This window comes from Flavobacterium nitrogenifigens, assembly GCF_003254565.1.
GTDB classification, from domain to species: domain Bacteria; phylum Bacteroidota; class Bacteroidia; order Flavobacteriales; family Flavobacteriaceae; genus Flavobacterium; species Flavobacterium nitrogenifigens.
This window is the reverse complement of sequence record NZ_QJRI01000160.1, coordinates 56,787-81,425: the sequence shown is the minus strand read 5'-3', so window position 1 is coordinate 81,425 and position 24,639 is coordinate 56,787. Positions and strand designations below refer to the sequence as shown.

Here is a 24,639-nt window from a genome sequence, read left to right as displayed (position 1 = left end):
AATAATGAAATTTATACAGCTTAAAATAGTGCTATGTTTTGCAGTATTAACTTTGTTACCTGCTAAAATCCTTGCACAAAATAATCAAAAAATAAATTTAACTGGGATTATAATTGGAGCAGAAGGAAAGCCTCTTGAAAATGCGACTTTAGTAAGCAGCTCGGATAATGTTTCGGTAACGACAGATGCTACAGGGAGCTATTCGATTACAGTAACGCCAGATGCCGATTTAGTAGTGCAGGCGCCTGGATATCAATCACTTTTGGTTAAAGCTTCTACCGGAATAGACGATTTAAGTCTTAATCGCATTGCGGCAGACCAAGTGCAGATTGCTTTTAAGAAGGAAGATGCTCAGAATTTGATGGGAGGCGTTTCGTATATAAATGTGCCTCAAATAATAGATAAAAATTATACGACTTACAGTCTTGACGGGGTTCAGGCTCTTGTGGGAGGTTATAATGGAAGTATATGGGGCATGGGAGGCGATTTAGTGCTGGTAGATGGCTTTCCAAGGCCGGCCAATTCAATACTTACTACTGAAATAGATCAGATTACTTTTTTGAAAGGAGCATCTGCCGTGGCACTTTACGGAAGCCGCGCCGCTAAAGGGGTGATTTATATTACAACTAAAAAAGGCAAAATTCAAAAACAGCAGATTACATCAAGACTGGATAATGGCGTGTTTATTCCCAAGAGCCTTCCTAAATATCTGGGATCAGCAGAATACATGCAGTATTACAATCAAGCGAGAGTTAATGATGGTTTAGATCCTTTATATTCAGATGAAACGATCTATAATTTTGCTTCGGGGAAAAATCCGTACCGATATCCGAATGTTAATTATTATGCACCTGAATACATAAAGAAATTTTATTTTAATTACGATGCCAATGTCGAAATTACCGGCGGTAATAAAGTGGCCAGATATTTTACAAATGTCAATTTTCTATCGCAACAGGATCCTTTGCAAGATTTTGGTGAAGCGGCACATAATAACATGAATAGATTTAATATTAGAGGTAATGTAGACCTTAGCATTAATGATCGAATTTCTGCAACTATAGGCGCTAATGCCATTTATTCAAACACAAGAGGAGTGAATACAGACTATTGGCAAAATGCGGCAACTTTAAGACCGCATCTGTTCAGCCCTTTATTGCCAATTAGCATGATTGAGCCAAATGATAAGGCAACATTGGCTCTTGCTAACAGCAGTAATTATATAATAGACAATCAATATCTTTTGGGCGGTACGCAGCTTAATCCGACAAATCCGTTTGCAGCAATTTATGCCGGAGGATATAATACCTTTACAAGCCGTCAGTTCCAATTTAATACTGGCGTTGATGTGAAGTTGGGAGATTTATTGGAAGGTCTTTCATTTCACACTGATTTTGCTGTAGATTATGCTACCTCTTATACTCAGTCGTATAATAATTCGTATGCTACTTATGAGGCAACTTGGAATACTTACGCAGGATTTGATCAGATAACATCTTTGACAAAATACGGAAAAGATGCAAAATCTGGAGTGCAGAACATTAGCAATAGTGCTTTTGATCAGACAGTGGCTTTCTCAGGACAGTTTAATTATGTGAAAAAAATAAAAGAGCAGCATAATGTATCAGCTATGCTGACAGCTTCAGGATTTCAGCAATCACGATCTGAAGTGTATCATAAAACCAGTAATGCTAATTTGGGGTTGAACTTAGGGTATAATTTCAATCAAAAATATTTTGCAGAATTCAATGGTGTATATGTCCACTCAGCAAAATTTGCTGAAGGAAACCGAGGGGCATTTTCTCCAACGATGTCTGTTGGATGGAAATTATCAGAAGAAGAGTTCATGAAGAGTGTAAGTGTGATCGATTATCTTAAATTGACAGCTTCGGGAGGTGTTTTAAATACCGATCTAGACGTAAACAGCTATTATTTATATCAGAGCATCTATACTCAGACAGATGGTGCTTGGTTTAGCTGGAGAGATGGTGCGCTTAACAGAAGTACAGACTCAAGAAGAGGTGAAAATTTAGACCTTACTTTCGCAAAAAGAAAAGAGATAAGCTTTGGTCTGGAAGGTTCGTTCTTCGAGAAATTAATAACATTGAACAGTAATTTTTTCATTAATAAATTCGAAGGAAATGTTATTCAGGCTGCAAGTTTATATCCTATCTATTATACGACAGGCTGGCCAAACACTTCGTTTATTCCTTACATCAATTACAATGATGATAAACGTACAGGATTTGATTTCGATTTGAGATTTAACAAAAAGGTCGGAACTGTAGATTTAGCGCTTGGCTTTACAGGAACTTATTTAAATACTGAAGCTTCAAAACGTGCAGAGCTTTATGAAGACTCTTATCAAAACAGACAAGGCAAACCTTTGGATGCTTTATGGGGGCTTAAAAATGATGGTTTTTTTAGAGACGCAATTGATATTCAAAACTCGCCTTCACAAACTTTTGGACAGGTTAAACCAGGTGATATTAAATATAAAGACCAGAATGGCGATGGTATAATTGATGTGAAAGATGAGGTTTATTTGGGTAAAGCAGGATGGAACGGAGCTCCGTTTACTTATGGGGTTAACTTTACGGCTAAGTGGAACAACTTTACATTCTTTACAATAGTTACAGGCCAGACTGGTGCTTACGGCATGAAAAATAACTCGTACTACTGGATAGATGGAGAAGATAAATATTCTGTAAATGTTCGCAACAGCTGGACAGAAGAAACAAAAGATACGGCAACATTTCCTCGATTAACGTCATTGAATAGCGATAATAATTACCGTTCATCAGATTTCTGGATTTACAGCACCAATAGGATTGATCTTTCTAAGGTTCAAATTACATATGATTTTCCAAAAAAAGCGCTGAGTCAGACTTTCTTTAATGGTTTAAGTGTTTATGCGCTAGGAGCCAATCTTGCGACCATAGCAAAAGAAAGAGAATATATGGAATTGAACATAGGCAGTGCTCCCCAAACCAGATATTTCAATCTAGGTCTTAAAGCATTATTTTAAATTTTAGAAACACTTAATTTAATTAATATGAAAAAAATAAAACTATTAACTTTTATATCAATTGTGTTTGTTTTTTGCAGCTGTGATGACTTGATTGAGCCTGCTATAGAAAATAACAGGGGATTGAAAGATATGTACGCGGAAGCAGAATATGCTCAGGGAATTCTTTTAAATGCTTATACTAGACTTCCCGGAAACTCTTGGTCTTTTAACGATGTGGCGACAGATGACGCCGTTACCAACGATATCAATAGCAACTATCTTAAAGTGGCAACAGGACAGTGGACTGCCAATTTTAATCCATTAGACCAATGGACAAATTCAAAAAGCGCTATTCAATATCTAAACATATTTCTTGCGGAAGCCGATAAGGTAAAATGGGCAAAGGATGATAATGTTAGCGTATTGTTTAGAAATCGGCTAAAAGGCGAAGCTTACGGTCTGCGTGCACTTTATATGTACTACTTATTGCAGGCACATGCAGGTGTTGCATCAAATGGTGAGTTATTGGGAGTTCCGGTTTTATTAGAGCCTCAAACTTCAACTTCAAACTTCAATGTTGGCCGCAGCTCATTTGAGGATTGCATGAAACAATTGTACGCTGACGTTGCAAAGGCTGTTGAATTGCTTCCGTTAGATTTTGAAGATGCAGCAACTCTGCCTCCTGGGTATGATAATTTAGCAGATTATAATCGTGTTTTTGGGCAGTACGCTAGACAAAGAATGTCTTCTAGAATTGCACAAGTGGTAAGAGCTCAAGCGGCTTTATTGGCAGCGAGTCCAGCATTTAGTTCTGGAAGCACTACTGCTTGGGAAAGCGCAGCTAAATATGCAGGGGAATTATTAAATCTGAATGGCGGCATTGCAGGTATCGATCCGAACGGTTTAAACTGGTACAATAATGCGGCTGAATTGAGCAGTTTAGGAGGAGGAGTAAATCCGAAAGAGGTAATTTGGAGATCAGATATTGCAGAAAGCAATGCTTTGGAAAGCGATAATTTTCCGCCGACACTTTTTGGAAAAGGGCGTGTTAATCCAACTCAAAATTTAGTGGATGCTTTTCCTATGGCGAATGGATATCCTATTGCAAATCCGGCCAGCAATTATAATGCTGCCAATCCGTATGCCAATCGTGATCCGCGTTTGCAGAAATTTATTTTAGTCAATCAGGCTACAGCGGGTGTAAACAATACTGTTATTACTACAGCAAGCGACGGAAGCACAAATGACGCGCTGAACAAAGTAGGCACATCGACGCGAACAGGCTATTATATGAAAAAATTATTGCGTCAGGATGTTAACTTAAATCCAAATGCAGTCAATAATCAAAGACACTATAAGCCTCGCATGAGATACACAGAGCTGTATTTGATTTACGCTGAAGCAGCAAATGAGGCATGGGGGCCATTGGCTAGTGGTTCTGCAGGATTTTCGGCTTACGACGTAATTCAGGCACTAAGAAAAAGAGCAGGAATAAGCCAGCCCGATTTGTATTTGGAATCTATTAAATCAGACCAGTCTGCGATGCGCAATTTGATTAGAAACGAGCGCCGATTGGAATTATGTTTTGAAGGTTTTAGATTTTGGGATTTGCGCAGATGGAATTTAAACTTAACCAGCGCAGCAGAAGGAATGAAAATTCAAGGAGGTGCCTATCAAAAAATTACTGTGGAAAATAGACTTTTTCAAGAGTATATGAATTATGGTCCGATACCATATTCTGAAGTTCTTAAGTTTAACGCTCTCATTCAGAACAAAGGATGGTAGAATTATTTCTATCTAAAATGTCTATTATATAAATGTATAAAAAAATGAAAAACAAGATATTTTTAATGGCCGCGGTTCTCTTTGGCTTATTGGCAGCATGCACTAACGATGATCAAAATTTTGATGATTATGAATATTCAGCAGTTTATTTTGCTTATCAGTTTCCTGTTAGAACCATAACTTTAGGAGAAGATATATTTGATACATCGCTAGATAATGCGCATAAATGTAAAATTATGGGAACCTTAGGCGGGGTTTATGAGAATAATAAAGACGTAACAATTGATGTTTCGGTTGCCAATTCTCTAACATCGAATCTTTTATTTAAGAGCGGAGGCGATCAGATTGTTGCCATGCCTTCAAATTACTACACACTTTTGAGCGATAAAATTGTTATCCCGAAAGGTCAGATTTCTGGAGGAATCGAAGTGCAGTTGACAGATGCTTTCTTTGCGGATCCTCTTGCCATAAAAAAGACCTATGTTATTCCGCTTCAAATGACAAAAGTTATGAATGCGGATTCTATTTTGTCAGGAAAAGCATTAGTTGCAAATCCATTAAGACCCTTAGCTTCCGATTGGAGTGTAGCTCCCAAAGACTATGTTTTTTACGCGATTAGATATGTAAATCCTTGGGACGGATTTTATTTAAGAAGAGGTAAAGACACTTTTGTTGGAAATAACGGAAACACTGCGCTTAATAGAGTAGTAAGCCGTCACAGCCAATATGTTGAGAAAGATCAGGTTAACAGGATAAATACCTTGTCAATGAAGACTATAGATTTTCCTGTTACTATTAAAGATAATACGGGAGCCAATATTAATTTCAATCTGGTGCTCACATTTGACGATAATAATGGGTGTACTGTTTCTGGAAACAATAGTGCTCAGTTTACAGCAACTGGCACAGGTAAATTTGTGAAAAGAGGGGAAAAAAACAGCTGGGGAAGCAAGGATCGCGATGCGCTTTATTTGGATTATAAAGTGAATTTTCAAGATTTTAGCCTAACAACCCAAGACACATTAGTGCTTCGTGATAGAGGCGTAACTGCAGAATTATTTACGCCAGTTGCCAAATAATTGAAATTATTAAAAGTATAAATTTAAACGATATGAATAAATTATATAAAATGGCGATGCTGTTCTGCACTGCTGCAGCAGTCTGGTCCTGTGCAAATGATAGTGTTTTAGATTTTGAATATGCCAAACCTGAGTCCATTGCCAATCAGGAGAAAATAGATGCCTATAAAGATTTAAAAACCTATGTTGGCAGATCGGGCAATCCAGATTTTAAATTAGGTGCCGGAATTTCATTATCAGAGTATGTTTCAGGTGGAATTGTCAAAAGGCTTGTAGATCGAAATTTCGACGAAATCACCATGGGGTACGAAATGAAGCATGGGGCAGTAGTTAAAAATGACGGCATGTTTGACTTCTCTGGAATAGATAAACTGCTGGCAGCCACTCAGCAATCTGGAGTGACGCTATTTGGGCATACTTTATGCTGGCATGCCAATCAAAATGCAGCTTACTTAAAGGGCCTTATTGCTCCTGTAATCATTCCATCAACAGGAGGACCAAGTTGGGATCTTGTAACAGGCAATGATTTTGAATCAGATAACACATCCAATTATCAGGTTAATTCAAATGTAACCATGGCATATACTGCAGCTGGCGAAGGTGCAAACGGAGTAGGCAGAGCGCTTAAATTAACCAATGCTGCAGTTCGTGCGAACGACTGGGAGGCACAGCTGTTTATAAAATTTTCTCCAGCTGTTCAGGCAGGTGAAAAATACCAGTTGTCAATGGATATCCGTTCAGATGTAAATGCTTCTTATCCTACGCAGGCACATGTAACGCCAGGAGCCTATAAGCACTGGGATTTTTTCGGAACAATTTCTTCAACGCCAACTTGGACAACCTATACAAAAGAAATTACCGTTTCGGCAGAGCAGGCAACTTGTGGAGTAATTGCTTTCAATCTTGGAAAAACGGCTACCAATTACTATTTTGATAATATTACATTAAAGAAGTACAATCCAACAGGAGGAAGCACAATCATTGAGAAGACTCCAGAAGAGAAGAAAAATATCATTAATCAAAATTTGGAGAAATGGATCTCAGAAATGATGAAAAAATGTGCTCCTGCCGTAAAAGCTTGGGATGTGGTTAATGAGCCGATGGATGACGGCAAACCTTACGAATTAAAAACAGGTATTGGAAAAACTTTGGCCGCAGACGAATTTTTCTGGCAGGATTATTTAGGTAAGGATTATGCGGTAGAGGCATTTAGATTGGCAAGAAAATATGGTAATCCTACTGATAAATTATTTGTAAATGACTATAATCTTGAATATAATTTGGACAAATGCAAAGGGCTTATTACGTACGTAGAGTATATTGAAAGTAAAGGACAGAAAGTTGACGGGATTGCAACACAGATGCATATTAGCATTAATTCGAATAAAGAAAATATTGCAGCAATGTTTCAATTATTGGCGGCAACAGGCAAGCTTATTAAAGTTTCAGAATTGGATATTGCTGTAGGAACTGCAGATGTGACCGAAACTATGCTTCAAAAACAAGCTGAAATGTATAAATATGTTGTAGATATGTATTCAAAATATATTCCAGCCAAACAAAGATATGGCATTACGGTTTGGGGAGTTAGCGACAGCAAAAAAGATTCTTCTTGGCTTCCTGGCGAAAAACAAGCTTTATGGGATATCCAGTTTACCCGTAAACCAGCCTATGCACGATTTGCAGATGGATTAAATGAAATGAAGTAAAGTAAATATATTTTTAAGTGTTTTTTGTAGCCCGATGCAATTGCATCGGGCTTTTTTATTGAATAGGTTTTGTTAGTTTAAAAAAGCGGCTAATTTTTTAACAACCGATTGTTATTTTGGCTTTTTCTAGCCTTTTTTAAATCAATATCAGTATAAGATAAATTGCAAAACCGATCATTTTAACTGATTTTAGTAAATTTTTACTGATATTTTATAGGTTTTTAAAGATTTTACGCTCTTTTTTCAATATTGTATTTTTTATAGAAAGTCGGTCAGTTAGCTACTGAATTATAATTATTTATTTAATAATTATTTTTAAAATGAATAATTATTAAATTTTTTAAGATAAAAATATTTTTAATGTTTTTATTTGTGTTATTTTTTGAGTTTTTTTTAAATAAATTATTAAGCAACCGATTGTTTTACGAGTTGTTTTTTTATATTTGTGATGATATGTTGTTTGTAAAATTGATTCATATTTAAATAGTCTTTTTTATAAAAAAGATTTTAAGCATAAACAGAATAAAAGAATACATATGAACCTTTACTGATTAAAAAAACAAAAACCATTAACTATTTAAACCAAACAAAAAACAATTAATATGAAGTTAAAACTCAAAATTGCACTAATCGGACTGCTGTTAGTTGGCAGTCATAGCATAATGGCACAATCAAAGACCATTCATGGCGTGATTACCGACCCTTCGGGATTTCCGTTGCCGGGTGCCAGTATTAATGTAGTAGGTACGCAAAATAGCGCATCGACAGATTTTGACGGTAAATACTCTTTAAAAGGAGTTAATCCTACCGATAAAATAACGTATTCTTATGTTGGTTTAGTTTCACAGACTATTACTGTAGGCGAAAGAAGCTCAATCAATGTGACTCTTGTTCAAAACACGCAAAATTTAAATGAAGTTGTAGTAGCCTATGGTACTCAAAAGAGAGCTAAGGTTACAGGAGCGATTTCTACGGTAAGTTCAAAAGATATTGCCGCAGTGCCTATTACCAATGCTGAATCTGCTTTACAAGGACGTGCTGCAGGGGTTACAGTGGTAAATGGCGCGCCGGGTTCTAATCCTACCGTAACCATTCGTGGTCTGGCAACAATGGGGAACAGTGCTCCTTTATATGTGATTGACGGAGTTTTAACAGGGAATCTTTCTGGATTAAGCCCTAATGACATTGAGAGCATCTCGGTTTTGAAAGATGCTTCTACAACCGCTTTATACGGTTCTAAAGCTTTTAATGGCGTTGTTATGGTGACCACCAAAAAAGGTAAAAAAGGCCCAGGCCAGTTAAACTTTAGCACTTACGTTGGCGGACAGGAAGTGACAAAACGATATAGTGTTTTAAATACGCAGCAATATTTGCAGTACGCTAAAGATTTAGGAAGCGATTTAACAGCAAGAGCGGCAGAGTTTGGAAATATCAATACCAACTGGCAGGACCAGATTTTTCAAACAGGAGTTATGCAGGATTACAACCTGAGCTTTTCAAATGGTACAGAGACTTCAACAGGGCGTTATTCTGCAGAATATATGAAACAGGATGGAGCTATTATCAATACGGGTTTCGAACGTTATTCTTTTAGAGCCAATAATACGCAGGATATTGGTAAACTAAAAATAGGAAGCAACATGGGGGTTTCTTTCAGCACGATTAATCCAGAGCGCAGCTCAGGAGGAAGAACTTTACTTGAGCATGCCATTAAAATGGCTCCATATTTCCCAATTTATAATGAAAACAGTTTAGGAGGTTATCAAGGGCCTAGCGCCATTGATGGAAATGATGCTGAAAACCCAGTGCGTGTAGCTAATTTGGGATATCAAAAGATTAACAACCTTTCTATTATTGGAAATATTTATGCAGAATTGGAAATTTACAAAGGTTTGAAATTCAGATCGCAAGTTTCTTTAGATTACTATACAAGTAAAGATCATACTTTCATTCCAAGTTTTCAAGATGGTTCTTACCATAAACAAGCATTTTCTTCCACTAACGAAACAAATTCTCAAGGACAAACTATCGTTTTCGATAATAGTTTAACGTATAAAACAACTATTGCTCAAAAGCACAACCTTGAAGTATTGGGAGTTATTACTAAAATTGACGGAAAAGGACAAAGTTTAGCAGCAGGAAGCAAATACTATATTTCAAACGAAATTGATCAGTTAAGATATAATGAGGGAAGTTTAGGGTCTTCAAATTATGAAGAAAAAAACTTAGGATATATTGCTCGTATCAACTATGATTATGATGGCAGATATCTTTTGGCGGTGTCAGGACGTAGAGATGCATCTTCTCGTTTTGGGGCAAATAATCGTTGGGGGAATTTCTACTCAGTGGCTTTAGGTTGGAATATTGCGAAAGAAAACTTTATGCAAAATTCTATTTTCAGCACCTTAAAACTTAGAGCTAGTACAGGAACAACAGGAAATGATAGAATTGACAATTACCAATACAGCGCTACTTTATTGGCAAATTACAATTATCCAATTGGAGGAGAAAATGCACCAGGTGTTTCTTTAGGTGTTGCTGCTAATCCGGACTTGAAGTGGGAGTCAAAACTGGATAGAAATATTGGTGTTGATTTCGGTTTATTTGATGATGCGCTAACAGGTTCATTTGAGTATTTCAATAATAAAAGCAGCGATATTCTTTTTGCAGTTCCTCTTGCTGCTTCTGTTGGATCTGCAGGCGGCGGAACTCAAATTCAAAATATTGCAGATGTAAAAGTAAGCGGTTTTGAGGTTTCTATTGGTTACAATGACAGAAAAGGAGACTTTACATGGTCTGCCGTTGCAAATTTAGGGACAAGTAAAAATGAAGTGGTTGGTTTAGCGCCTGGAGTGACTAGCGTATTAGGAGGTCCTTCTGCAAGAGCAGGTTTAGAAAATTTCTCTAGATTAGAAGTAGGACAGCCATTATTCTATTTTTATGGATACCAGACTAATGGAATTTACCAAAATCAGGCAGAAGTGGATGCTGTTTTTGGACCAGGTCAGACTGCTATAAAACCGGGTGATATTAAAATTGTAGATCGCGATGGCAATAAAGTGATCAATTCAGATGATAAAACAAACATCGGAAATCCGTATCCTGATTTTACTTACGGTTTAAACCTAACTGCAGCATATAAAAACTTTGATTTCAATTGTTTTATCACAGGAGTTGCAGGAAATGATATTTATAATGCAAACACTTTTGACCTAAAAGGAATGAATCGTTTGTTTAATGCCAGCACTGATGTTCTGGACAGAGCAATTGTTCAAAACGGTGTTGTAACAAATCCGTCAGCGACTTTGCCAAGAGCACAAGGAGCAGATATCAACTGGTCTTCTGCAAATCAGCGCTATATTGAAGATGGTTCTTTTACAAGATTAAAAAACATCGCTTTAGGATATACATTAACTGGAGATGCATTTAAGAGCTATTTCTCAAAAGCAAGATTCTATATAAGCGGACAGAACCTTATAACAATTACTAATTACTCTGGTTTAGATCCAGAAATCGCACGTGCCGATGGCAATGCAAATTCAGCAGGTATTGATTTAGGAAGGTATCCACAGCCGAAATCGGTAATTTTTGGAATTGATGTTACATTTTAATATTTAAAGATGATGAAAAAAATTAAATATATACTTATAATGCTGTCTGGAGCTTTAATCATGACTTCATGTGACAGTAGCGAATTAGAATTGACTAACCCCAATACTTTATCGCCTGAAACTTTCTTTAAAACTGAAACTCAGGTGCAGTCTGCTGTAAATGCTTCGTATGCAAATCTGCAGACAAGAGGGCTTTATGGAAGAAATCTTTTCTTCGCAATGGACCTTATGGGACATGATGCTTTAGGAAATCCGCAGTTGGAAGGTAACAAAAAACCTTTTCAGGATTTTTCTTTTAACGCGGGAAATGATATTATCCAATACTATTGGGAGTCTTGTTTTACGGGAATATCTAGAGCAAATTTTGTGCTGGATAACGAACAGAGAATCAATGCGCTTCCCAATAATGTTTTATCTCAGGAAAAAAAGAACAAGTATTTAGGAGAAGCTCATTTTTTAAGAGCCTACTATTATTTCCTGCTAGTAAGACGTTTTGGCGATTTGCCAATTTATAAAACAGGTACTATTGTAGGAAATGCAAGAAGCCCTAAAGCAGAGGTATACGCTTTGATTGAAGAGGATCTGGTATTTGCAACACAAAATCTTTTGCCAAAAGGATCAGAATCTGCAGGAAGAGCCAATAAAGAAGCAGCTTATGCGCAATTGGGTAAAGTATTATTGTACCAAAAGAAATATGACGAAGCTTTAGCGGCGTTTAACAATGTGACTGGTTACAGCCTTGAAGATAAAGGTAATTTTTACAACAACTTCATGCAAGAAACAGAACATGGCAAAGAGTCGATTTTTGAAATCGAGTTTGATGAAAAAAATGGAACTGGTGATCAGTGGGGAGCTGTTGGTGACAGTGGCGGAACCGGTTTTGATGAGTCAACGCTTAGAGGTCAGGAATACGGAAATCTTAGCTGGTACAATGTTTATCCATCAGATGGTCTTTTAGACTCTTATGAAGCAGGTGATAACCGTTTTGGTGATACTTTTTATGTGCCAGGATCAACTTATTTAAAAGGAGCTAAGGTGATGGTTCCAAGTAATTTTACTACTTCTGCAGGCATTAGAAGAGCAGGATGGAAAAAATATCAAAACTATTACAATAGAGAAGATGAAGCAACGCGTTCAAGCATTAACTTTAAAGTGATGCGTTATGCAGATGTATTGCTTATGAAAGCAGAATGTGAAAACCAGAGGAATGGCGGTTCGCAGACAGCAGCGATTGCTTATATTAAAGAAGTTCGTGACAGAGCAAACTTGGCAACGAATATTACAGCATCAAAAGACGCAGTTTTTGCGGCAATTGTTCACGAACGTCAGGTAGAATTTGCTGGAGAACAATCTCGTTTTGATGATCTTATAAGATGGAATATGGCAAGTACAGTATTGCAGGGTACAGGTTTTACTTCTGGTAAAAGTGAGCTATGGCCTATACCAAACAGAGAAACATCTTCTAATCCTAAAATAAAACCAAGCGATAACAATCCTGGTTATTAAGATATTTAAATTTTGGTTAGTTTAAGTTAAATAAAGTAAAGTTAAGTCAAGTTAAGTTAAGTTAAGTCAAGTTAAGTTAAGTCAAGTTAAGTTAAGTTAAGTCAAGTTAAGTTAAGTCAAGTTAAGTCAAGTTAAGTTAAGTTAAGTTAAGTTAAGTTAAGTTAAGTCAAGTTAAGTTAAGTCAAGTTAAGTCAAGTTAAGTTAGTTTTTTTATAAACAGCGCATTTATTGCGCTGTTTATTGTTTACAGAAATTGAATTGCAGAAAAACTGACTGCATTTTCGAAATTATTTCAATTAAATCAGATAAAATGAAAAATACAGGTAAAATTTTATGTGTGCTCTTTTGTAATTTATTTGCAATAAACATAGAAGCACAAAATCCGATTATCAAAGATATTTTTACAGCCGACCCAGCACCTCTAGTGCATAAAGGCACTTTGTATTTGTACACGGGACATGATGTGGCAACTCAGGAAGATACCAATTATAAAATGGCCGACTGGCACGTTTTTTCTACCATCAATATGAAAGATTGGAAAGATCACGGAGCTCTTCTTTCTCCAAGTGCATTTTCTTGGGCAACTGGCGATGCGTATGCAGCCCAGTGCATAGAAAGAGACGGAAAATTCTATTGGTTTGTTTCTACATTTCATAAAAAAGATGAAGTAAGCCAGGGAGGTGCGGCAATAGGCGTGGCAGTTTCAGACAGTCCAACTGGGCCTTTTAAAGATGCGATAGGGAAGGCGCTTATTATAAATGAAATGACAACAGATATGAAATATGGATGGGATGATATCGACCCTACTGTATTTATAGATGATGATGGACAAGCGTATATGTTTTGGGGAAATGGAAGCTGCAAATGGGTGAAGCTTAAGAAGAACATGATAGAATTGGATGGAGAAATTACCACTTTCACACCTAAAAATTATATTGAAGGTCCGTGGGTGTACAAAAGAAAAGGACTTTATTATTTAGTATATGCCAGTGCAGGCACAAAACCTGAAATGATAGAGTATTGCACTGCAAAAAACATAACGGGACCATGGAGGTATCAGGGAATTATTCAGGAGAATGTCCAAAATAGTTTTACCACCCACCCTGGAATTATTGACTATAAAGGAAAGTCGTACTTCTTTTACCACAACGGAAGTTTGCCAACAGGAGGCAGTTACAGACGTTCAATTTGTGTAGACTATATGCATTATAACAAAGACGGAACTATTCAAAAAATTATACAAACCACAGAGGGGGTAGGTTCCGTTAAATAGAATCTCATTTTGTTTTTTCGTACGAAGAAATACTATTTAAAAAGATAAATATAATGGCATATAAAAAATTAAGCATTAAAATTTCGGTTTCTGTGATGGCATTCGTGCTAACAATGCCTTTATCGGGAATAGGGCAGAGCAAAAAGAAAACCGCTAAAGCAGAGACTGAAAGGCCTCAATACAAAAATCTCTTTAAGGAAGCAGGTTATAGTCAAGATGAAATAGACAAGAAACTAGCTAAAGCCTATTTTGATATATTCGAAGGTCCAAACAAAGTATATTTTAAAGAAGGAGATGATCTGGGATATGTTTCCGATGTTAAAAATAAAGATGCCCGTACCGAGGGAATGTCTTACGGTATGATGGTGGCTGTCCAGCTCGACAAGAAAGATGTTTTTGATCGTTTATGGAGATGGTCTGTAAAATATATGCAGCATCAGGATGGGCCAAGAGAAGGCTATTTTGCCTGGAGCGTAAACCCAGTGACCAAAAAGCAGAACTCCGCAGGTTCGGCTTCAGATGGTGAATTATATTATATTACGAGTCTTCTTTTTGCTTCTAACAAATGGGGCAATAATACAGGAATTGACTATTACAAAGAAGCTAGGAGAATCCTCGATGCCATGTGGAAAAAAGATGGCACAGGCAATGTGCATAATATTATAAATATTGAACACAAACAGATTTCATTTGTTCCTGAGGGAGGTGGCTATAACTGGACAGATCCTTCTTATCATGTCCCTGCATTCTTCGAAATTTGGGCACTGTATGCTAAAGATGGACATGAACAATTTTATAAAGAATGTGCAGAGGTTTCTCGTAATTTTTTGCATAAAGCCTGTCATCCCGTAACAGGTCTTAATTCTGATTACACCGAGTTTTCTGGAGAACCGCATCCAACACCTTGGATGCCTGCGGGATTTCGCTATGATTCATGGCGAGTTCCCATGAATGTGGCAATGGATTATACTTGGTATGGGAAAGATAAAAAATGGCAGGAGGGATATGCGAAGCGCTTTCAAAATTTTCTTCGATCTAAAGGATTGGACAAGTTCGAAGATCAATTTAATCTAGATGGCTCAACCCCCGATTTTATCCTTCAAGCCGGTCCTGTAAAAAAGCTTAGGCATTCTATTGGGTTGGTAGCCACTTCAGCAGCAGCATCATTAGTCAATCCCGATAAAGAAAGTTTAGATTTTGTTCATGCCCTATGGAATGCTAAGCTTGAGCCTTACGAAGACGGTTACTTTGATCCCTATTATGATGGGCTGATGTATCTTTTTAGCCTAATGCATCTTAGCGGAAAGTATCAAATTATTGTTCCAGAAGTAAAATAATTTTTAAAACAGAAAACATGAAACAGTATAGAATTGTCATCTTATTGATTTTATCAAGCTTTGTTGGTTTTGCACAGACAAAAACAGCTTCAATTATCGAAGATTTTAAACCTTCAGTGGTCAATCAGCCAGGACAGGAATATCCAAAAGTTAATTCTCAAGGTTATGCACGATTTCAAATTTCAGCGCCAGAGGCAAAATCTGTTGTAGTGAGTCTTGGATTGGGAGGGGCCAAAGGCGGAACTGTTCTTGCAAAAGATCAGGACGGCTATTGGAGAGGCACTACAGAAGGAGCAATGGATGAAGGTTTCCATTATTATCATCTTACAATTGATGGCGGAATTTTTAATGACCCTGGTGCGCTCAATTTTTACGGATCTACACGTTGGGAAAGCGGTATTGAAATTCCGGCGCACGATCAGGATTTCTATGCATTAAAAGATGTTCCGCACGGAAATGTGCAGCAGATTCTTTTTCCTTCAAAAAGCACTAATACATCACGTAGGGCTTTTGTATATACCCCACCTTCTTATCATAAAGATAAGGACAAAAAATATCCAGTGCTGTATTTACAGCACGGCTGGGGAGAAGATGAAACGGCTTGGAGCAATCAGGGACGTGTAAACTTAATTATGGATAATTTGATTGCAGAAGGCAAAATAAAACCGTTCATTATCGTCATGACGTACGGAATGACAAATGAAGTTAAGTACGGAGGTTTGGCCAGTTTTAAAATAGAGCCATTTCAAACGGTTCTTGTAGAGGAATTAATTCCGTACATCGATTCAAATTTCCGTACGATTTCCAATCAGGCAAACCGTGCCATGGCCGGTCTGTCAATGGGCGGAATGGAAACGCATTCTATCACGGTCAATAAACCTGATGTTTTCTCTCATTATGCGCTTTTAAGCGGAGGAATTTATAAGCCGGAAGAAATTGAAGATAAGTCAAAGCTTAAACTTATTTTTATAAGCTGTGGCAGCCGCGAAAGGCCCGAATCAGTACAGTCTGCGGTAAAAACATTGAAAGATGCAGGGGTTAATGCGGTTTCATATATTTCTGAAAATACGGCTCATGAATTTTTGACTTGGCGAAGAAGCTTCAAAGAATTAGCTCCGCTATTGTTTAGATAGTTCTTAAAAATAAGATACTTTTTGGGGTGTCTATTCTGGTTTTGGATGGAGTAAAGATATGAAAGCCATTTTTTGATGTATGCAGATTGTCTTTGGGATTTCTTTCTGATGTTTTTTAAAAATACCGGCAGCTGAAAATTTATCTCGCATTTTAAGCGCCAGTCAATGATTTATTTAAAGGAAGGCTGGATTTGCTTTAGCTTGTTTGGCTGCAAAGTTATTGGCTGTTCGTTAAATTTGAAGTGAAAAATAAAACCACTATTTTAAATTTTAATTAAAATAGTGGTTTTTGCATTAATAAATAATAATGGATAAAACTATAAAGTTAGTATCAATATTAGTATCTATATATTTAAGAATAGGCTATTCAATTACGATTTTTTTGGTTGTTGCAGTTGAATTTTGAAGAATCTTCGCTAAATATATGCCTCTAGGAAGTTTAGTTCTTATAACATGATTAGTATTAGATTTTAGATTTTTGGTTTCGTATAATGGCGCACCAGTAATTGAGTATATAGTCAGAGAATAATTTTCGTCTGCTTGTGAAGCATAATAAATATTAAACTCTCCATCTTTTGATGGGTTCGGATATACTTGAATATTAGTATCTGCTTCAACATTATCTGCCAAAATAGCAGCATTGGCAATTTTTGCTGTAGCCCCTATTTTATTGAACTTGAATAACTGGCACGAAGTCCCGTAATATTCCCAAAGCTGAAGATTTGCCGTGCCATCCATATTGCAATTGGAAGTGTCCCAGCCTTTTGAAGTATCTACGGCTGATTTTACGCTGTAATAGCCATTGCCAACATCTGTTACCAGCCATTTTTGGGCATCATTGCTATAGTCATCCCAAAGTCTTATCGATTTTCCATTTGTTGGATCTGCGCTTTCAAGATCTATTACGCGTCCTGTAGAACTTGCATTTGATTTAAATCGCCAATAGCCGTTTCCAGCATCAATGGCAATCCACTGCTGCGCTGTTGCTCCTGATCTATCCCAAGGGCGAATCGCAGTGCCATTTGCATTAGTTCCGTACTTAAGATCTATTACCTTATTTGAGTTTGTTTTAAATTCAATTTCATAGACACTATTATTTATTAGTGTAGTGCAGTTTTGCGATGGGATGTTGCTGTTTGCATATGCAGAGAACCATTGTTTGACTGGTGCAGCACAAGCCTCCCAATTGTTATTGAATGCAGTTGTAACATTGTATGGATCTGCATTGGTTATAAGCCCTTCCGGTGCGAGCAGATTCCAGCTGCAATTTCCAGCAGCATCAATTCTTCCTTTCAGATTGAGCCCAAAACCGCTTGTCGTGCCAGTGCCCCAGGTCCCATCACCTGTGGGAGACCAGTCCGTTTCTGTTATCATAATAGGAGCAACATTTGCAATAGGCTGGACATTAGCATTCCAAGCGTTATTAAAACTGGTGGTGTTTTCTGCATTTGCTCCCCAATATCCAGGATAAACATGAACAGCATAACCAATATTGCCGCCTGTTATCAAATGGTTTGGATATCCTTGGTAATGGGATTGATATCCCGTTCCTGGTATCCAGCAGACATTATTTGCACCATTGGCTCTAATTTTATTTACTAAATCCTGAAAGTAATTATGTAAAGCGGCAAAATGTTCATCGCCCGTAGCTCCCCAATTTCCATTTGTCCCAAGTATTTCTATAGGCTCATTGGCTATTTCAAACATCACATTATCTACATTTTTTAAATTTGGATGGCCCGATAGATATTGCCACACAGTTCTTAGATAATTATGGTAATTGTCTCCATAGGCAATTCGATTAGGACATACTCCAGGAGGGCGAAGGACGACATAAAGCCCTCTGCTTCTAGCATGATTAATTAAAGGAATTATAACTTGATTTACATAAGTTACCAATCTGTTGTAATCAAAGCAGGAGATATCATTTTCTCCCGCTGAGCAGCCTGGCGTATTGGTCCAGTAAGGATCGATATGAAGCCTTATATAATTTAGTTTCCATCCATTATTTGTGTCTGTTAGTGCATCCATAACTGCATTATTATAGTTTAGGCAGCCTTGAACATTGTAGTTGTCCCAGCGGCATTGGCCATAGGAACAGCCATTAAACCACGGACTGGGAGTTATGGCAACGCCATGAAGCAAAACGTTTTTTCCGCAAGGATCCTTTAAATTTTTACCTTCAATATGCAATGGAGGCAGAGGCATTCCGGGCCAGGCAAATAATTGCATTAAAGGAATAAACATTAAAAATAGAAAAAGTAATTTTTTAAATCTTTTCATAACTTAAATGGTTTTAATTAGTTAGTAAATCTACTCCTGATTTAGAGTAAGTTTTTTACTGCTAATTTAATAATAAAAGATATTTAAAAACAACCGATTGTGTTGTTTTTTAAGAAAATATTTTATTGGAGGATTCTGAGTAAAATTTTGATAATCAAATTTGGAGCGGTCTATTCGTTTAGCTTTTGTTTTAATGCTTTATGTGCAAGCTTTTTTAAAAGGCCAAGATCGATTTGAAACGTGAGTATATAGCGGTTTACTTGGAAAATCGGTAAAATTTGTGAATTATATCGTTTATTTTTACAGCTTCAGATTAACACTGCTTTAGCTTTTTGGTCGTAGAAAAGATATCAGCTCAGTCTGTCGGAATGCTTGACAAAGCAATGGTCCAGCATGACTGAATGCTGATCAATAGCGATGCGCATTATATTAGTAGGGATGGGATTCGTTTAGGAATAAACAGAAATCATGTGAATTGTTATAATTTAAAGCAACCGTTTGTTTATATTTGAGAGGCAGCTTAGCCAATCATGCGGACAAAAAATGGGATTAAAATTTTCATGCTTGTTTAGACCAGATTAAATCTTTTTATAACTCTTAGCTGGTTTGTAGACAGACTTGTTTTTTCTTGAAAAATATTAGCGAATAGCTTTTTTAAAGCATTTAAGACAGCAATAGAGCAGGAAGAATCGCATATTAGGCTTTGTGGTGAAAAAGGCGCTGTTGAAAAAAAAACATAAGATGTATTAAAAAAATAGGACATGCCGGATTTGAATTAAACAGATATTTATTGCCAATTTGACTGAAAAAATATGAATAGAATTTCTTTTTTGCTTTTACTCCTTTTAAACTGTAAACTGTTCTGCCAGATACAAAATAGTTCAATGAATCAAATTTCTGAAAAAGACTATAAAATTCCCTTGGAAGATTCTGATTTGTTAATGCAAAATAACATAAAGGGAAAACATGCTATTCTTTTAAAAGGTGCAATAAAGAATTTTAAAGGGAAAAGCTGGAGCTTGTTAAATGAAGGGTTTTTAGGCAATGAGAGCATTAAAATTACGGTGGACAACGATGGCTCTTTTCATCAGCTAGTTCCTGTAGAGGGAATCACAAATTTATATCTCATTCTCAATGATGATGCAGTAAATATAAATGTTGAACCTAATAAAATTGTTACGCTGACTTGGGATGAAACAAGCTTTATAAATTCTGTCAAAATTGACAGTCCTGATGCGCTCACAAGTAAAAAGCTTAATTTTAGTCTGCAACTGCATAAAAAATTCAGAAATGCAGAACTTTCTTTATGGAAAATAATCAGTGAGAAAAGTTCAGATAATAAAAGCAGTTTTTATAATCAGATAAATAACTTGTTTAATGAAGAGTTAAGGGAATTGGATACTGCAGAAATAGCGCAGAATGTGTTTTTCTTCAAGATATATTATAAATTTCAGACCCTTCTGCTGGATATAGGATTGTTGGACACCTTCCGTCTTTCTCTTGATGGGACAAACAGTAAAAGTAAAAGTTTTCAAAACTATTATTCAATGATTGCATCAAATAAACTCCTGTCTAATGAAATATTCTACCAATGCCCTGAATACAGGGATTTTCTATATAAGTATATAAGCCGGGAAGAACTGTTTGATGACACCATGGTTTTAAATTCAATGGAAATGAGAAACTCAAAGGGAGAAATTATGGAGGTGCCCTATACGCTGACTAGATTTTTTGACATTCAAAATGATAAAAGCCAATTGGATATTTTGTGGTCGCAATATTATAAGGCATTATCCCAAATCTCCATCAGTTCTATTAGAGACTGGTATATTTCCAACCATATAATCAATTCTTTTAAGAGCCAGCCTTTTAATGAGGTGGAGCCCATATATGCTGACTTTTTGAAGAAATGCCAGACTTCTGTCTATAAGGATACCCTAATTTCCACATTTAAATATTACAGAAGTATAGGTGACGGATTTAAAGCGCCAGAATTTACATTAAAGAATGAGAAAGGGGAGATGGTATCCCTTTCCCAGTTTGCGGGAAAAGTCGTGTATCTTGATTTTTGGGGGATATCATGCGCTCCATGCCTGCATGACATTAAAAATTATATTCCTGATTTGCATAATAGATATAAAGGAGAAGATGTAGTGTTTATTAATATCTGCATCGATTCAAAAGAAGAAAAATGGAAGGAAGCTTTAAATGATTTAAAATTGGATGGCGTCAATGTAATTGCAGAAGATTTAACATCAAGCCAGATCTGCAAAGATTATCGCATTGATGCAGTGCCGCATTATCTGCTTATTGACAGAAAGGGCAATTTAAAGGAGATAAATGCTCCAAGACCAAAAGATTTATTAAGCAGAAAAAGCAATAGCATTGATGGGTTATTAGCAGAATAAATTAACGGTTGCAGTAGGTGGAAGGCATTCCGTAACTGATCATTCAAACATTAGCGGCAATAAAATAATATTAAATCATATAAAATTTAAATCATGAAAAAACTAGGTCTCTTGCTAATGATAGGGATGATTCCTGTAACTGCTTTTAGTCAAAGAGCAGCTAAAGTATGGGAATCGGATTCTTTATTTCTCAAACCAGAATCGGCACTTTATGATTCTTCGAAAAAGATAGTGTATATCTCTAATATAAATGGAGAATACCTAGCCAAAGATGGAAATGGATTTATTTCTAAAATTAAAACTAATGGACAAATAGAAGTTCTAAAATGGATTGATGGACTGGACAATCCGCAAGGAATGGCTTTATTTAAAAATAAACTGTATGTGGCTGATATTAATAAAGTTCTGCAAATAAATACCAATACATCTAAAATAGAAAAGGTATATAAAGTGGATTCTGCAAAATTTTTCAATGATGTTACATCAGATGCCAATGGAGACATTTACATATCGGATTGTTTTGACAATAAAATCTATAAAATATCTGATGGAGAAATAAAGGTATGGCTTGAATCTGATTTTCTTTCTATGCCAAATGGATTATTATCCAGAAAAGATGAAGTTTTAGTGTTGAATATGAAAAGCCGAACTGCTTTTGCGGTTAATAAATCGACAGGCAAGGCTTATGAAATTTTTAATGGAATTGATAATTTAGACGGTATTGTCCCTGATGGAGGTAACGGGTTAATAGTGTCCGGAGCATGGCAGGGAGAAGTGTTTCATATCGATTCAAAAGGAAAGAAAAAACTCATCATTGATTTAGGAAAAGAAAAGATTGCTGCGGCAGATATTGAATATATCGCAGAGAAAAAGCTATTGATAGTGCCGACTTTAAATAAGACTGTAATCGGATATCATTTGGAGTAAAATTATTCTTATCGCAAGCTGTATTTGATGCAGCAGTGAAAATGCAACATCTATGGCATTAACTGCCTCAAATGTGGCATTCTGTTTTTTCATATAAAGTTACTTTTAGTCCTTAATAGAAACTAAATAATAACTAAATAACATTTCATGAAAAAATTAAGTCAGGTTGCCTTAATGCTAACATGTGCTGTTGGATTTTCTTCTTGCTTTGAAAATTCAGGCACAGAGAAAAAACAGGATGGGATAAATGCAAACAAGAAGATTAATAAAGCCGCAGAATCTGATTGGATAAAACAATTTGAAGATACTTTTGAGACAGATATTTCGCTTTCTAAGTGGAAAAGAGTGGAGCGTACAGACTATAATTCTAAGTACTGCGATTATAAAAGCGCTGTGCCTTCAGTGCAATCTCGAGACGGAAGAGGATGCCTGGAAATTAAAACAACTAGGCTCAGCACAGCCAAATACCAGTCAGGACTTGTGAAGTCGCTTTATGAGTACACGCCTGAAAATAATACCGAATACAGATTGTCTGCCACGATAAAACTGCTGGCAATGGATGGAGCCAATTATAAGCCATTTGCGCAAACATATGGCGCATGGCCGGCCTTCTGGACAGTTCAGGAAGATGGATGGCCTACACATGGTGAAATTGATATTATGGAAGGCTATTCTTTTGCCCCAAATGCCTCCCGATTTGCCTCTAATCTTTTTTACGGAACAGCGGTAGGGGCAAATCAATTGGGAAACCTGGCAGAAAGGCAATATCCAGTAAGTTTTAATATTGATGGAAACAACGGATGGCATTTATATGAATGTTTTATAAAAATGAAAGATAATTCGATAACTGTAACAATAAAAATTGATGATGCAATTGTTTCGACCTATACCAATAGCAGCGTAGCTAAACTTAATTTGAATAATTTCAAAAAGCATAATATTGTTTTAAATATGAATGTCGGGTCAAATGATTCCAGCTTTATAAATCCTGATAAAATAAATTTGTTTACCACTGCAGTCATGTGGGTAGATCAAGTTTCGGCCTATAAAAGAGCGCTATAATAACCCTGCCGTTTTTCATATTGCTGCTAATAAAAAACACCACTCCGTTATGAGTGGTGTTTTTTTTGGGGCAGATGGCTGCCGATCTAATTCAAATTTGTTTTTTTTGATTTAATCTAAACCTTCTAAAAATCCGGTGTGCGAGCTTTTAACCGCAAAATTAGAATCGTACAATAAAGGCCAGTCATTGCCCGGATGATTCAGTTCAGTGCTGAACGGAATCCATGATTCATTATCTCTCATTCCCCAAATTGTCAAAGCGTATTTGTTTGCTGCCGGAAGCGCATTATAAATCTGCACCATCTCTTTATATTTTGCTTTTTGAGCCAGTCTTCTTTCATTAGTAAATGCAGAGATGTCATTAAACTGGTTTACCTGTATATCCAATTCCGAAACGTGGATTTTTAAGCCTTTTGCCACTGCTTTATTAAGATCTGCTTCTATTTGTGCTTTAGTTGGACTTAAATAGGTATTGTGCATCTGAAAGCCAACGCCATCAATTGCTTTAGCTGCTTTTAGATCATCCAGTAAGCTAAAAACTTTGTCTTGTTTGGCAGTATTGGCAGAGGTAGCGTAATCATTATAGAATAGTAATAATGAAGTGTCACCTGCAGCATTTGCAGCTTCTCTTGCCCATTGAAAGCAGTCTTTAACATAGTTTGGTCCCATTCGCTGCAAGAAAATAGTATTTCTCATGGCGCCACTGTCATCGACAGCTTCGTTAACCACATCCCAAGATTTTACTTTCCCTGCATAATGCGTAACCACATCGGTAATGTATTTTTTAACTTCAGCTGCAAATTCAGCATCTGTGCCAGAAAAATCTTTAAGCCACTGCGGCACTGCATTATGCCAAACTAGAGCATGGCCGTGTACATTAATATTATTGGCGTTTCCATAAGCTACAATTTTGTCGGCTGCAGCCCAGTTATACACACCGCTTGCAGTTGAGATCTGATCCATTTTCATTTCGTATTCGGCAGAAATGCTGCTGAATTCATTTTTTAGGATCACATCATAAGGACTTCCGTTTGTTAATTGTGAGGCTTTTATCGCCATACCAACAAAAAACGGATTGGCCAGTTTATTTACTTTCACCTTTAAAAAAGTGGGATCTTCAGGGATATTGCTTGTGCCTGTTGTAACAACCGCAATTACATTTGAATAGTCAGAAATCTGCGTTTCGTTTTTGGCTCTCACCCTGTAATAGTATTGCGTTCCTCCAGTTAGGCCTGTTACAGCATCATTTAGATCAGTAATTTCTTTTGCATTGTAATTTGGGACAAAAGAGGTGAAGTTTTCGGCAGTTGAAACATCCAGAAGATAGCTTTTGGAATGCGAAACATAATTCCATTTGGCTTTAAAACCATGATCATTTACATCTTTTGGAGCATTGGCAACCGGCGTTTCCAGAGTTTCAACGGTTTGGTTATCGTCATTTGAGCATGCATTTAAAAAAAAGACGAGGCCGGCCAGCATTAATAAAAATTTACTTTTCATACTGTTTGTATTATGG

14 protein-coding genes are annotated in these 24,639 nt (G+C 36.6%); 12 read left to right on the top strand and 2 right to left on the bottom strand.

The annotated features are described in order from the left end of the window. Positions 1-4 precede the first annotated feature (4 nt). The 9 genes from DM397_RS03225 to DM397_RS03185 all read left to right on the top strand — a co-directional run bounded on the left by DM397_RS03225 (position 5) and on the right by DM397_RS03185 (position 16,443). Positions 5-3,028 (top strand): SusC/RagA family TonB-linked outer membrane protein, encoded by a 3,024-nt coding sequence (locus DM397_RS03225; RefSeq protein WP_111376155.1) that lies wholly within the window; start codon positions 5-7, stop codon positions 3,026-3,028. A 27-nt stretch (positions 3,029-3,055) separates the two neighbouring features. Next, positions 3,056-4,795 (top strand): RagB/SusD family nutrient uptake outer membrane protein, encoded by a 1,740-nt coding sequence (locus DM397_RS03220; protein WP_111376154.1) that lies wholly within the window; start codon positions 3,056-3,058, stop codon positions 4,793-4,795. A 44-nt stretch (positions 4,796-4,839) separates the two neighbouring features. Further along, the gene (locus tag DM397_RS03215) at positions 4,840-5,874 is read left to right on the top strand and encodes a DUF5627 domain-containing protein (protein ID WP_111376164.1); all 1,035 of its coding nucleotides are present in this window, start codon (positions 4,840-4,842) and stop codon (positions 5,872-5,874) included. A 32-nt stretch (positions 5,875-5,906) separates the two neighbouring features. Next, the gene (locus tag DM397_RS03210) at positions 5,907-7,583 is read left to right on the top strand and encodes an endo-1,4-beta-xylanase (protein WP_111376153.1); all 1,677 of its coding nucleotides are present in this window, start codon (positions 5,907-5,909) and stop codon (positions 7,581-7,583) included. A 602-nt stretch (positions 7,584-8,185) separates the two neighbouring features. Beyond that, entirely contained in the window at positions 8,186-11,194 is a 3,009-nt protein-coding gene (locus DM397_RS03205) for a SusC/RagA family TonB-linked outer membrane protein (protein ID WP_111376152.1), read from the top strand. Between the two features lie 9 nt (positions 11,195-11,203). Further along, complete coding sequence (locus DM397_RS03200) at positions 11,204-12,700, top strand: RagB/SusD family nutrient uptake outer membrane protein (RefSeq protein WP_239457786.1); 1,497 nt, start codon at positions 11,204-11,206, stop codon at positions 12,698-12,700. Between the two features lie 310 nt (positions 12,701-13,010). Then, positions 13,011-13,973: a glycoside hydrolase family 43 protein gene (locus DM397_RS03195; RefSeq protein WP_185957098.1), complete on the top strand. Its 963-nt coding sequence runs from the start codon at positions 13,011-13,013 to the stop codon at positions 13,971-13,973. A gap of 95 nt (positions 13,974-14,068) precedes the next feature. Beyond that, positions 14,069-15,310 (top strand): glycosyl hydrolase family 8, encoded by a 1,242-nt coding sequence (locus tag DM397_RS03190; protein WP_239457785.1) that lies wholly within the window; start codon positions 14,069-14,071, stop codon positions 15,308-15,310. A gap of 17 nt (positions 15,311-15,327) precedes the next feature. Beyond that, positions 15,328-16,443 carry an alpha/beta hydrolase-fold protein gene (locus tag DM397_RS03185; RefSeq protein WP_111376150.1) on the top strand — a complete coding sequence of 372 codons (1,116 nt, stop codon included), beginning with the start codon at positions 15,328-15,330 and terminating at the stop codon, positions 16,441-16,443. A 363-nt stretch (positions 16,444-16,806) separates the two neighbouring features. Here DM397_RS03185 and DM397_RS03180 read toward each other — a convergent pair whose 3' ends face one another. Next, on the bottom strand, positions 16,807-18,726 hold the full coding sequence (locus DM397_RS03180; protein WP_111376149.1) for an RICIN domain-containing protein: 1,920 nt from the start codon (positions 18,724-18,726) through the stop codon (positions 16,807-16,809). 884 nt (positions 18,727-19,610) lie between these two features. Between DM397_RS03180 and DM397_RS03175 the strand changes: the two genes are divergently transcribed. The 3 genes from DM397_RS03175 to DM397_RS03165 all read left to right on the top strand — a co-directional run bounded on the left by DM397_RS03175 (position 19,611) and on the right by DM397_RS03165 (position 23,123). Continuing rightward, a complete protein-coding gene (locus tag DM397_RS03175) occupies positions 19,611-21,134 on the top strand; it encodes a TlpA family protein disulfide reductase (protein ID WP_162615454.1) in 1,524 nt (507 codons plus the stop codon). A 93-nt stretch (positions 21,135-21,227) separates the two neighbouring features. Beyond that, positions 21,228-22,061 (top strand): SMP-30/gluconolactonase/LRE family protein, encoded by an 834-nt coding sequence (locus tag DM397_RS03170; RefSeq protein WP_111376147.1) that lies wholly within the window; start codon positions 21,228-21,230, stop codon positions 22,059-22,061. 147 nt (positions 22,062-22,208) lie between these two features. After that, complete coding sequence (locus DM397_RS03165) at positions 22,209-23,123, top strand: glycoside hydrolase family 16 protein (protein ID WP_111376146.1); 915 nt, start codon at positions 22,209-22,211, stop codon at positions 23,121-23,123. 111 nt (positions 23,124-23,234) lie between these two features. Here the strand turns inward: DM397_RS03165 and DM397_RS03160 are convergent, their stop codons facing one another. Further along, positions 23,235-24,623, bottom strand: coding sequence for an endo-1,4-beta-xylanase (locus tag DM397_RS03160; protein ID WP_111376145.1), 1,389 nt, complete (start codon positions 24,621-24,623; stop codon positions 23,235-23,237). Positions 24,624-24,639 lie beyond the last annotated feature (16 nt).